Here is an 11,093-nt window from a genome sequence, read left to right as displayed (position 1 = left end):
GGCGCGGCCGGCGCATGGCGGCAGGCCGGACCTGTTCAGTCATGTGTGGAACAACCTGGAAAAAGCATGACGGCGGATGGAAATGCCCCGGCTCCGCCCGCCGGGCAGCTCAAGCCGGCGTGACCAGCTTGAGCCCGACGATGCCCAGCGCGATCAGGCCGATCGACCCGAGCCGCAGCGCCCCGGCCGGCTCGCCCATCAGCGCCATTCCGGCAATCGCGGTGCCGATCGTTCCGATGCCGGTCCAGATGGCGTAAGCCGTGCCGAGGGGCAAATTACGCAGCGCAAGACCGAGCATGCCAACGCTACCGGCCATCGTCACCAGCGTGAATGCCGACGGCCACAATCGGGTAAAGCCGGCGGAGTACTTGAGTCCGACAGCCCATGCGACCTCCAGCAACCCGGCGATCAGCAGATAAAACCAGCTCATGGGTGAACTCCCGGCGAAAAAAAGACCGGCAAGTATACCACCCACAAAAAGGGACAAACTGGGCCATGCTTCGCCCCGCACGGCACTAAGCGCTGCGCTTACAGCGCGCTCCCTGCTTACAACATGCGTTCGCACGCGGCGCCGATCCCTGCACGATACGACCATGTCGTGCACGACCGTGAACCTGTTTGATTAACAATGCACCCATGCTATTCTTGCGCGGTTTTAATTTCGCTGACAAGGGATCACTAGTGAAAGTATATGCACATCGTCATCTGATGGCGCTTGCCATCGCCTCCGCCTTTGCGCTTGGTTCCGGTGCAAACGCCGCCAGCACGCCAGAGCGCGCGGAAAATCCCTTCCTGTCGCAGGCCGATGCGGCCGCGCGCTCGGCACGCGTTTCGAACGTGGACTACACGCTCGATTTCACGCTCACGGGCAAGGAAAGCTTCAGCGCCACCACCACCCTCACCTTCGACCTGGCCGACACCGCGTCGCCGCTGACCGTCGACCTTGACAAGGCAACCGTGAAGTCGCTGCTGGTGAACGGCAAACCGGTCACGCCGAAATACAACCAGTGGTTCATCACCCTGCAGCCGCAGGACCTGGTCAAGGGCCGCAACACGGTCACCGTGGCCTACGAACGCCTGCACAGCACCAATGGCGAAGGTCTGCACCGCATGGTCGATCCGGTCGACGGCAAAGTTTATACCTACTCGCACTTCGAACCGGCTGCGGCACATCAGATGTTCGCCGTATTCGACCAGCCGGACCTGAAGGCCACCTACACCGTGAACGTGACCGTGCCAAGCGACTGGCAGGTCGTTTCGACCACGCGTGAAACCAGCGTGCAGGACGCCGGCGCGGAAACTCGCCGCTGGTCCTTCCCGAAATCGAAGAAGCTGAGCCCCTACAATTTCTCGCTGCACGCCGGCCCCTACAAGGTCTGGGAGGACAACAGCGGCAAATACCCGATGCGCCTGTTCGCGCGCCAGTCGGTGGCCTCGCAGATCAAGCCGGCCGAATGGTTCAAGTACACCAAGGCGGGCCTGGCATTCTTCGACGAGTATTTCGGCATCCCCTACCAGTACGGCAAGTACGACCAGCTCCTGGTGCCCGATTTCCTGTATGGCGCGATGGAAAACGCCGGCGCGATCACCTTCGCCGAGGCGCGCTTCATGTACAAGGCCGACATGACCACCGCCCAGCGCCACTCGCTGGCATCGGTGATCATGCATGAAATGGCGCACCAGTGGTTCGGCGACATGGTCACGATGAAGTGGTGGAACGGCCTGTGGCTGAACGAAAGCTTTGCGTCCTTCATGGGCACGCTGGCCACGGCGGAAGCGACCGAATTCAAGGACGCCTGGCAGTCGTTCTACTCGAACGGCAAGCAGGCCGCCTACGTGCAGGACCAGAAAGCGACCACCCACCCGATCGAGGTGCCGGTGGCCTCGACCCAGAACGCCTTCGACAACATCGACGCGATCACCTATTCGAAAGGTGCGTCGACGCTGATGCAGCTGCGCCACCTGCTGGGCGCGGACGTGTTCCGCAAGGGCGTGCACAATTATCTGGTCAAGTACCAGTTCAAGAACGCGACGCTGGATGACTTTATCGGCAGCCTGGGCGCAGCGGCCGGGCGCGATCTGTCGGGCTGGACCCGGCAGTGGCTGTACCAGCCGGGCGTGAACACGATTGCCGCGGATTACGCCTGCAAGGACGGCAAGATCGCCTCGTTCACGCTGAAACAGAGCGCGCCGAGCGCCGCACTGCCGACGCTGCGCGAGCAGCGGGTGCAGGTCGCGACCTTCAAGCTGAACGGCAAGCAACTGGAGCTGGACAAGAATGTGGCCGTTACCTATTCCGGCGCCAAAACCACGGTGCCGGCGCTGGCCGGCAGCGCGTGCCCGGACCTGGTCTATCCGAACTACCAGGACTGGGGCTTTGCCAAGGTGCAGCTGGACAAGCGCTCGTTCAACACCGCCCGCGGCAACCTGTCGGGCGTGGCCGATCCGCTGCTGCGCACGATGCTGTGGCAGAGCCTGTGGGACGGCGTACGTGACGGCAAGCTCCCGCTCAATGAGTTCATCGATACTGCGCTGAACAACGTTCCAGCCGAGAAGGATTACACCTTGCTCGGCGACGTGCTGGGCAAGGTCGCCACCTCCAAGCATTACCTCAACGCGATGGGGCCAAACGCGCCCTACGCGAAGAAGGCGACCCGCGAGCTGGAGCAGATGGCGTGGAACGGCGTGCAGTCGAGCAAGGGCGACGACAACTTCCAGCGTCGCTGGTTCTACCAGTACATCGAGATGGCGACCGGCCGGGAAGCGCTCGACCGCCTCGCTTCGATTCTGGACGGCAAGACCAAGGTCGACGGTCTCGTGATCAACCAGGACTTGCGCTGGGCCATCATCGGCCGCCTGAACCGCTTCGACTATCCGGGCAGTACCGCGCTGATCCAGCTTGAAGCGGAACGCGACAAGTCCGACGCGGGCCAGGCCCAGGCGCTGGCCGCGACCGTGAGCCGTCCGGATCCGAAGACCAAGGCCGAATGGCTGGGGACGATCGAGGATCTGAAGACCAGGCTGCCGTTCTCCAAGGTGCGCACCGCGATGAATCACCTGTATCCGATGGAGCAGGCGCTGCTTAACGAACAGACCGCCGAGCGCCGCCTTGCCAAGCTGCCCGAATTGGACAAGGTGGCCGGCCCGGTCTACATGCGTGCATTTGCCGGCGCCATGCTCCCGGCCACCTGCACCCCGGCCAGTGTCAAGCGTCTGGGCGCCGCAGCCGAGCAGATGAAAAACCTGTCGGCGGGCACCCGCCGCGCGCTGCTCGACGCGCACGAGGAAGACCAGCGCTGCGTGACGATCAAGCAGGCGATGACCGCGCCGAAGTCGTAAGCGCATGAACGTGACCGCCAACGCAGGATACAGCCGTCGCATAGCCATCCTGCCGTTGGTGGTCACGGTGGCGGTCCACCTCGTGGTGGTGCTGGTCTGGTTTTCAACCCGGCACCGCTCCATCGAGAAAGATGCGCCGGAACGCTTTTCGCTGCTGATCCAGTTGCCCCTGTTCAAGCCGCGCGAAGCCATGCCGGCGCCGCGCGTGCCGCCGCAGCCCAGGCCAACTCCAGCGCCTGCCGCCCCTGCTGCCCCGACGGCGCCGGCACCTCAGATCGAATCTGCGCCATCCGCCGCCCCGCAACCGATCCTTGAAGCCGCCCCGAGCGCACCATACACGCCTGAAGCCGAAGAGATGCTTGGCAAGGCCAAACAACAGGCAGGTGTGATCGATCGCGAGCTACGCGGCGGCAAGTCGGGCGTGCCACGCGAGGCGAACACGCCCTGGGCGCGCTTTCGCCGCAATCTTGCGGCCGCCCATATCGACCGCTCGCATACGATGGTCACGGACAGCTACACCGGTCCCGACGGCGTCACCATTTATCGCGTCCGCCAGGGGGACAAAATCTATTGCCGGTCAAGCGGCAGCGTGTTGCCGGAGATGCCCGGGCGAACCGACGGTGCGAAGCTGGCTGGCGCCGGCCGTTTCGACACCCTTGGAAGGGCCAGCAGCGCTGGCACCGTGGATTGCCCGAGTGGCGAGCGTGACTGGGTTGCGCACTAGCGAGCGATCAGCCTGAGCGTTTGAAAAGCAGGCAACTGAGGGCGTTACAAAGCGCGCATTTTTTTCAATTGGCCTTCTGTTAGGATCAGCTACCGATCAGCAAGAACCAGCGAAAGGCACACATGGAGATGGACCGTTTTAACAGCATGGTAGCGCGCCTGGAACAGGAAAGCGCCCATGCTCCCCGACAGTATCGGGTGAAGGTGGCGATTCTTGTCCTGCTGGGATTCGCCATTCTGGCCCTCGTACTTGCGACTGTGGGTTTTGGTCTGGTCGCACTCGCCGGGATCGCCGCTGTGTTGGCGTACGCCGGAGGCGCGGCGTGGCTGCTCCTATTAAAGCTCGGCAAACTACTGTTTCTGCTGGCAATTCCGCTGTGGTTCACCTTGAAGTCGGCCGTCCAGGCATTGTTCATCAGGTTGCCAGCTCCGCAGGGTCGCGAAATCACGCGTGCGCAGGCGCCGGCCCTGTTTGACGCATTGGACGAGATGCGTCAGAAAATGCAAGGTCCGCGCTTTCACCACGTGCTGATCGTCGACGAAATGAACGCCGCCATTGTGCAGCGGCCGGCATTTGGCCTGGTCGGCTGGCCCCGGAATTATCTCCTGCTCGGCTTGCCTCTTCTGGAATGCCTGTCTCCCGACGAAGCAATGGCGGTCGTGGCGCACGAATACGGTCATCTGGCCGGCGCCCATGGCCGATTTTCCGCTTATGTATATCGTCTTCGTCACACGTGGACAACTTTGCACGCCTTTATCGCCCATTTCGAGGGCTGGCTTGCACGCCTGGTTGCGCCGCTTGTTCGATGGTATGCGCCGTATTTCAATGCCTATACGTTTGTCCTGGCGCGCGCCGACGAATACCGCGCCGACGCCGCTTCCGTTCAACTGGTAGGTTCTGACAGCGCCGCCCGCGCCCTGAAGCGCGTCAATCTCGTAGGTCAGCAATATCAGTTGTACTTGCAAAGCACCTATCAGCGTGCGAATGACGAAGCGACCCCGCCGAAGGATTTGCTGGACCACTGGGCTGTTCGTGCACGCGAGGAGATCGACGTGGCAGACACGACCCGTTGGCTGGAGGAGGCGCTGGACCGGGAAGGGCATTTTACCGACACCCATCCAACACTGCGGGCCCGGCTTTCGGCCCTGACCGAGGGCTACGACGCGCTGCACGTCCTGCCCCCTGCCGTCGCCGGCGAATCGGCCGGCCAGGCGTGGTTCGGATCGGCGATCAATACCTTGCGCAGTGAACTCCAGGAACAATGGGCGGCGCAAGTGACACAAGGCTGGGCCGAACGCTACGCCGAAACGCAGGCCGAGCGTGCCAAATTACAGGAATTGCGGAACTTGCCTGAACGGGAGGCCGAATCCCAGATTGAAATGCTTAGCCTGTCGATGCGCCTGGAACCCGAGGTCGACCTGCGCGAAGAGCTGGCGGCATTCAATGCGGCCAACCGCGATCACGCATTCGGTCTTTATCTTCAAGGCGTTGCCCTGCTCGACAAGGGGGAGCGACTGGGGCTGTCCCTGCTGGATCGCGCGATGGAAGTGGACCCCGAGGCGACCAAGGCTGCCTGTCAACGCGCGTACGTCTTCCTCTCAGAACAGAAGGAAGACGCGCTCGCCAGCGAATACGTCGAACGCTGGCGCAAATACGACGAAGGCGAGGCCAGGCCCGCATGATTTTTGCGTGAGCGCACGGGCCTGCTGCGCGCGTGACGGACTCGGCTGGAAACCGGCTCAGGCCGTCGCGGCCAGCTCGTCCTTGCGGCCCGCCATTTCCGCGCCCAGCGCCGCGAGATCCAGGCCGCTCTTGCGCACTTTCGGAAACAGCTCCTTCTCTTCTTCCCCGACATGGTGTTCGATCTGCTCGCCCAACACCTTCACCTTCGCGTCGTACAGCTCGTCGTCCGGGTCCATCGCCTCGATCTGCGCGATCAGGTCCTTGGCCGAGGCGTGCTCGACCACGGCTTCGTCGACCAGGTCCTCGGCGTCCTTGATCGCCTCACGCACGGCGGGATAGAAGATTTCCTCCTCGATTGTCGTGTGCAGCTTCAGCGCGGTACAGATCTTGTCGGCCAACTTCTTCTTGGAGACCTTGGCGCGCTCGCCCAGCCCCTCGAATTCCTTGAACATGGCCGACACCTCGCGGTGATCGGCGGTCAGCATCTCGATGGCGTCTTGCGGTGCGTCTGGTTTGGTAGTCATACGAGCTCCCTTCATGTATTCGTATCGTGACAATCGGCTGAGCCCCAAGGTTCGCCCGAAACCGGCGTCCGGTATGTACGGCACCTCACACTGGGCCCGGCGCGACATGCGCGCCGCGCGCCCGCCAGCGGTTGTATGGTCTGGCAAACTTTTGAATTCCTCGGCATCAAACCGGCGCTGACCGAACTGGCGCACGAGGCCTCGCTGTTTGCCCTCGCCCCCAACTGAGCCTATTATCTTCCGCTGCCAAAGAGCGAGCGTCAGGCAGTAACGTTCACAGCAGGAGTTGGATATGGAGGCCGTGCGCAACATCAACCTTGCATCCCTGCTCGATACGCTCGTCAGCCTCCTCACTGCGTTCGTGCTCGGCGCGGCGATCGGGTTCGAGCGCCAATATCGCCAGCGAACCGCGGGGTTGCGCACCAACGTGCTGGTGGCGGTTGGGGCGGCAGCGTTCGTGGATATGGCCAACCGCCTGCATGGGCCGGATGGCGCGGTCCGCGTCGCGGCCTATGTGGTATCCGGGATTGGCTTTCTCGGCGCGGGGGTCATCATGCGCGAAGAGGGAAACGTGCGCGGGCTCAATACGGCCGCCACGCTGTGGGGAGCGGCCGCGGTGGGAGCTGCGGCGGGCGCGGACCTGATCCTGGAGGCCGGCCTGGCCACCTTGTTCGTACTTGCGGCCAATACTTTGCTGCGTCCGATTGTCAACACCATCAACCGCAAGCCCCTGGACGTGGATTCGGCCGAGGTCACGAACACCGTCTACGTGATCGCGGAGCGGACCCAACAGCGGATGGTCATGGAAAAGCTCGAAGAGGAACTGGCGCGCAGCAGCTACCCGGCGCGCGACATCGACATCCACCCCTTTGGCCAGGCCGACATCGAGATCGAAGCCACGCTGGCGGCGAACTCGGTTGACGGCGAGGAGTTGGACGCGCTGGTCCAAAGGATTTCCACGGTGCCTGCGGTACACCAGGTGTTCTGGAGTCCGAGCACGTCCGAGTGATCAATGGCGCGGGCCATAACTTGCCACAGCACGCGCCCGAGCCGGCGCACCGGCGCAGCATTCGTTACCGGTGCTGCGACGGCTGGCACAGTTCGGCGATCCTGCGCCATGAGCCTTCCGTCTGGCATCCCAGCGGCGGTGTTTTCTGCAGCAGCTTGCCCAGGTCCACTGGCTGCCCCTCATTGACCCGCACCTGCCGATTGATCGGGATGCACAGCACGTCATGCCACGCGGCGGAATACTTGCTTGGTATGGGCACCGGACCGCGTAACCGTACGGCCGCCGCTTCGCACTCGGCCTTGGTGCGGAACTCGCCGCGCAGGCCGGCGTGGTCCAGCGTCACGTCGGTTCCCTGCTGGAGGTAGAGCAGAATGATCATCGTAAACATCGTCACTCCCATGAGAGGACCTCGTAAGGCGCCGTGGAAACGTCCGACGGTTTCGATACGTCTTGTTCCACACGCCTGATGTGCGTCAGATGCCGAGCCCGCCCCTGCGCTAGCCTGAGCGGACATCAACAAGGACGCCCATGTTCAAGCTCATCACCTGGAATATCCAGTCTGGCCGCAGCCCCACCGGCAACGTCAATCTCGATCGCATCATCGCATGCCTGGACCGGTTCTCCGATTTCGACGTGCTGTGTCTGCAAGAGGTTGCCTGCGGCTACCCGGCTCGCGACGGCAGCGACTGCGGCGACCAGTTCGACGCGCTGGCTCGCCGCCTGCCCGGTTACACGGCCGTTTCCGGCATCGCGGCCGACACGCGTGGCCCCCGCGGCGGCCGGCGCCTGATGGGCAGCATGATGTTCGCGCGCCATCCGGTGCTGCAGGTATTGCGCCATTCGCTGCCGTGGCCGGTCGACCCTGAAGTGATGAGTATGCCCCGAATCGCGCTCGAAGCCACGCTCGATACGCCGCTGGGCATCTTGCGGGTGACGGCCGCGCATCTCGAATATTTTTCCGAGCGCCAGCGTGCGGCGCAGATCGACCAGCTGCGCGCCGTGCACCGGGAGGCCTCACTGCATGCGCGTAGCGCTCGCCCGGGCGATGCGGCGGCCGGTCCGTTCGAGGCCGTTCCGCGCGGTGGGCTGGCGATCCTCGCGGGCGACTTCAATATGCTGCCGCACTCGGCCGAATACCTGCGCCTGCTGGCGCCGTTCGGCGATGGCGTCCAGCCACTGCGCGATGCCTGGCAGGTGCTCCAGCCAGGGCGGCGCCATGCGCCCACTGTCGGCCTGCATGATGACTCGCCCGAGGCGGGGCTGCCGTTCACTTTCGATTACGCGTTCGTCAGCGCCGACCTGGCGCCGCGGCTGCGGCGCATGCGGATCGACGGCAGCGAGGAAGGGTCGGATCACCAGGCGTTGCTGATTGAGTTCGAGTAGCCGCGGGATTAAGCGCTGACCGTGTGCATGAGGCGGCGTAGGGTGCGCACCTGTGCGCACGCGGTACGGTTGAGCAGAGTTGGCACCTACGTGCCCCTCTACGGTAACGAATAATTGCGGGCGCAAACGCTGACGACGTGCGCATGAAGAAACGTGGGGAGCGCGCGGCCGGCGAGGACTCGTTCACACGCGGTGCAAACTCTGCTCAACTGTACAGCGTGCGCACAGGTGCTCGGCGGCCCCGCGCCCCCTACGGAACTGCGAGCGCCGTCAGCTATGTCGAAGCCGTCACCGCATGTCGAGCGGCACGCGCCGTTTCGGCGGCGGGAACACCGCATCCAATTCCGCCAGATCCTGCGGCGACAGCCGAATGTCGAGCGCGGCCCGGTTCTCGCGCACATGCTGGGGCTGCACTGCCTTTGGAATCGCACACACACCTTCCTGCTGCAGCAGCCATGCCAGAGCGATCTGCGCGCCAGTAGCCTCGTGTCGGCGCGCCACTTCTTGCAGGCCGCGATTGCGCAGAAGGTCGGCCTGCTCCGCCGGCGTTGACTCCAGCGGCGAATAGGCCATCACCGCCACACCCTGTTCGCGGCACCACGGCAGCAGATCCCACTCGATCCCGCGTCGCGCCAGGTTGTACAGCACCTGGTTGGCTGCAATTCCCGCATTGCCCGGCAGGCTCGCTGCTTCCAGCATGTCGTCACGGTCAAAGTTGCTCACGCCGAAGTCGCGAATCATGCCGGCCTGCTTGAGCGCCGCAAAGCCGTCCAGCGTCTCGGCCAGCGGCACCGATCCGCGCCAGTGCAGCAGGTACAGGTCCAGGCAGTCGGTGCGCAGGCGACGCAGGCTGCGTTCGCAGGCGGCTCGCATCCCGGCCACGCTGGCGTTGTGTGGATAGACTTTGCTGACGAGGAAAACCTCGTCGCGCCGCCCTTCGATCGCCTCGCCCACCACCTTTTCGGCGCCGCCTTCGCCATACATTTCAGCAGTGTCGATCAGCGTCATGCCCAGGTCGAGCCCAAGGCGCAGGGCCGCGACCTCGCGCCCGCGCTCGCTGGGGTTCTCGCCCATGTACCACGTGCCTTGCCCGAGTACCGGCAGCGCGCGGCCGGACGGCAGCTTGATTGTTCTCATCGCCCCTCCGTCTGCTCAAAACCCCACGATACCGCACGGGCCACGCGCCCGGCAAACGGGCGCGGTGTTTACGTTACAGGATCTCCTGCAGCCGCTCGGCCGGCCGGCACAGGCGCACGCCCTTGGGAGTGACCACGAACGGGCGGTTGATCAGGATCGGATGCGCCAACATCGCATCGAGCAGCGCGTCGTCGGAGAGCGCCGGGTTGTCCAGCCCAAGCTCGGCGTACACCGCCTCCTTGGCTCGCATTGCCTCGCGCACGGTGAGGCCAGCCTGCGCGATCATCTGCTTGAGTTCGTCCTTCGATGGCGGCGTGGCCAGGTAGTCGACCACGCGCGGTTCGATGCCGGCCTCGCGAATGGCGGCCAGTGTGTTGCGCGAGGTGCCGCAACGAGCATTGTGGTAAATCGTGATATCCATTGTGGTCCCTTTCGATTAGCCAGCGCATGATACCGGCAGCGCGCTGTGCGCACCAGTTTTTCGCTTGTCGCCTTTTTTTGGCCGCTATAGAATTCACCGCTGGTTTTCGCGGCGCATCGCCCCGGGACAGCACACACACAGGGGCTGGAACAAGCACCCGACGGAGAGACGATGAGCGATTACCGACTGCAACCGGCGTCACTTCCCACATGGGGCCAGCGCACCGCGCTGCGCATTTTGCGCTTGTTCGGCTGGAACGTGTATTTCAAGCCGCTGCCGGGGCCGCACGGGATCGCCGTCGTTTATCCGCATACGTCGAACTGGGATTTTGTAGTTGGCATCCTCGCGAAGTGGACGATCGGCCTGCAGTTCCGCTGGCTGGCCAAGGATACGCTGTTCAAGGGGCCGATGGGTTCCGTGATGCGCTACTGGGGCGGCGTACCGGTCGACCGCAGCGCGCCGATGGGCTCCACGCGCCAGCTCGCGCAGCGGATGCTGTCGGAGAAATGGTGCTGGGTCGCGATCACGCCCGAGGGCACGCGCAGCTATCGTCCACACTGGAAAAGCGGTTTCTATCACCTGGCGCGCACTGCGGGCGTGCCGGTGCTGTTGGTCGCTATCGACTACGGCAAGAAAGAGATGCGCGTAGTCGATATCCTGGAAATGACCGGCGATCAGCACACCGACATGGCGGCGATCGGGACCATCTACGAAGACTGCCAGGCGCTGTATCCGGCCAAGGCTGCCCCGATCAAGCTGGCGCCGCCGCGCGACATGTCGGCGCCGAGCGAGCAGGCGTAAGGCAAGCCCCAGCTCTCCGTAGGGTGCGCACCTGTGCGCACGCTGTACGGTTGAGCAGAGTTTGCATCCGCT

At 63.9% G+C, this 11,093-nt stretch carries 11 protein-coding genes; 6 read left to right on the top strand and 5 right to left on the bottom strand.

Annotation, left to right across the window (positions count from 1 at the left end):
- Window positions 1-109: 109 nt before the first annotated feature.
- Window positions 110-430: a quaternary ammonium compound efflux SMR transporter SugE gene (gene sugE / locus E4O92_RS12000; RefSeq protein WP_135190007.1), complete on the bottom strand. Its 321-nt coding sequence runs from the start codon at window positions 428-430 to the stop codon at window positions 110-112.
- A 251-nt stretch (window positions 431-681) separates the two neighbouring features.
- On the opposite strand from sugE, the gene pepN reads away from it, so the two are divergent.
- From pepN to E4O92_RS11985, 3 genes are all read left to right on the top strand, one after another.
- Window positions 682-3,339 (top strand): aminopeptidase N, encoded by a 2,658-nt coding sequence (gene pepN / locus E4O92_RS11995; RefSeq protein WP_229483278.1) that lies wholly within the window; start codon window positions 682-684, stop codon window positions 3,337-3,339.
- Between the two features lie 4 nt (window positions 3,340-3,343).
- Window positions 3,344-4,063: a hypothetical protein gene (locus E4O92_RS25340; RefSeq protein WP_267873789.1), complete on the top strand. Its 720-nt coding sequence runs from the start codon at window positions 3,344-3,346 to the stop codon at window positions 4,061-4,063.
- 128 nt (window positions 4,064-4,191) lie between these two features.
- Window positions 4,192-5,745 (top strand): M48 family metalloprotease, encoded by a 1,554-nt coding sequence (locus E4O92_RS11985; protein ID WP_167759772.1) that lies wholly within the window; start codon window positions 4,192-4,194, stop codon window positions 5,743-5,745.
- A gap of 57 nt (window positions 5,746-5,802) precedes the next feature.
- Here E4O92_RS11985 and E4O92_RS11980 read toward each other — a convergent pair whose 3' ends face one another.
- Window positions 5,803-6,270 (bottom strand): hemerythrin domain-containing protein, encoded by a 468-nt coding sequence (locus E4O92_RS11980; protein ID WP_135190005.1) that lies wholly within the window; start codon window positions 6,268-6,270, stop codon window positions 5,803-5,805.
- A gap of 292 nt (window positions 6,271-6,562) precedes the next feature.
- On the opposite strand from E4O92_RS11980, the gene E4O92_RS11975 reads away from it, so the two are divergent.
- Window positions 6,563-7,279, top strand: coding sequence for an MgtC/SapB family protein (locus E4O92_RS11975; RefSeq protein WP_135190004.1), 717 nt, complete (start codon window positions 6,563-6,565; stop codon window positions 7,277-7,279).
- Window positions 7,280-7,343: 64 nt separating this feature from the next.
- Here E4O92_RS11975 and E4O92_RS11970 read toward each other — a convergent pair whose 3' ends face one another.
- On the bottom strand, window positions 7,344-7,667 hold the full coding sequence (locus E4O92_RS11970) for a hypothetical protein (protein WP_135190003.1): 324 nt from the start codon (window positions 7,665-7,667) through the stop codon (window positions 7,344-7,346).
- Window positions 7,668-7,807: 140 nt separating this feature from the next.
- On the opposite strand from E4O92_RS11970, the gene E4O92_RS11965 reads away from it, so the two are divergent.
- A complete protein-coding gene (locus E4O92_RS11965) occupies window positions 7,808-8,662 on the top strand; it encodes an endonuclease/exonuclease/phosphatase family protein (protein WP_135190002.1) in 855 nt (284 codons plus the stop codon).
- Between the two features lie 288 nt (window positions 8,663-8,950).
- On the opposite strand, the gene E4O92_RS11960 is transcribed toward E4O92_RS11965, so the two are convergent.
- Together E4O92_RS11960 and arsC are read right to left on the bottom strand one after the other, a co-directional pair.
- Window positions 8,951-9,799 (bottom strand): aldo/keto reductase, encoded by an 849-nt coding sequence (locus E4O92_RS11960; RefSeq protein ID WP_135190001.1) that lies wholly within the window; start codon window positions 9,797-9,799, stop codon window positions 8,951-8,953.
- Between the two features lie 73 nt (window positions 9,800-9,872).
- Window positions 9,873-10,220, bottom strand: a complete 348-nt coding sequence (gene arsC, locus E4O92_RS11955; RefSeq protein WP_135190000.1) for an arsenate reductase (glutaredoxin) — start codon at window positions 10,218-10,220, stop codon at window positions 9,873-9,875.
- A gap of 171 nt (window positions 10,221-10,391) precedes the next feature.
- Here arsC and E4O92_RS11950 point away from each other — a divergent pair, with 171 nt between their 5' ends.
- Window positions 10,392-11,021: a 1-acyl-sn-glycerol-3-phosphate acyltransferase gene (locus tag E4O92_RS11950; RefSeq protein ID WP_135189999.1), complete on the top strand. Its 630-nt coding sequence runs from the start codon at window positions 10,392-10,394 to the stop codon at window positions 11,019-11,021.
- Window positions 11,022-11,093: the final 72 nt, after the last annotated feature.

The sequence above is a fragment of the Massilia horti genome, assembly GCF_004614195.1.
In the GTDB taxonomy this organism is placed as follows: domain Bacteria; phylum Pseudomonadota; class Gammaproteobacteria; order Burkholderiales; family Burkholderiaceae_D; genus Telluria; species Telluria horti.
This window is presented reverse-complemented; position numbering and strand designations above follow the sequence as displayed.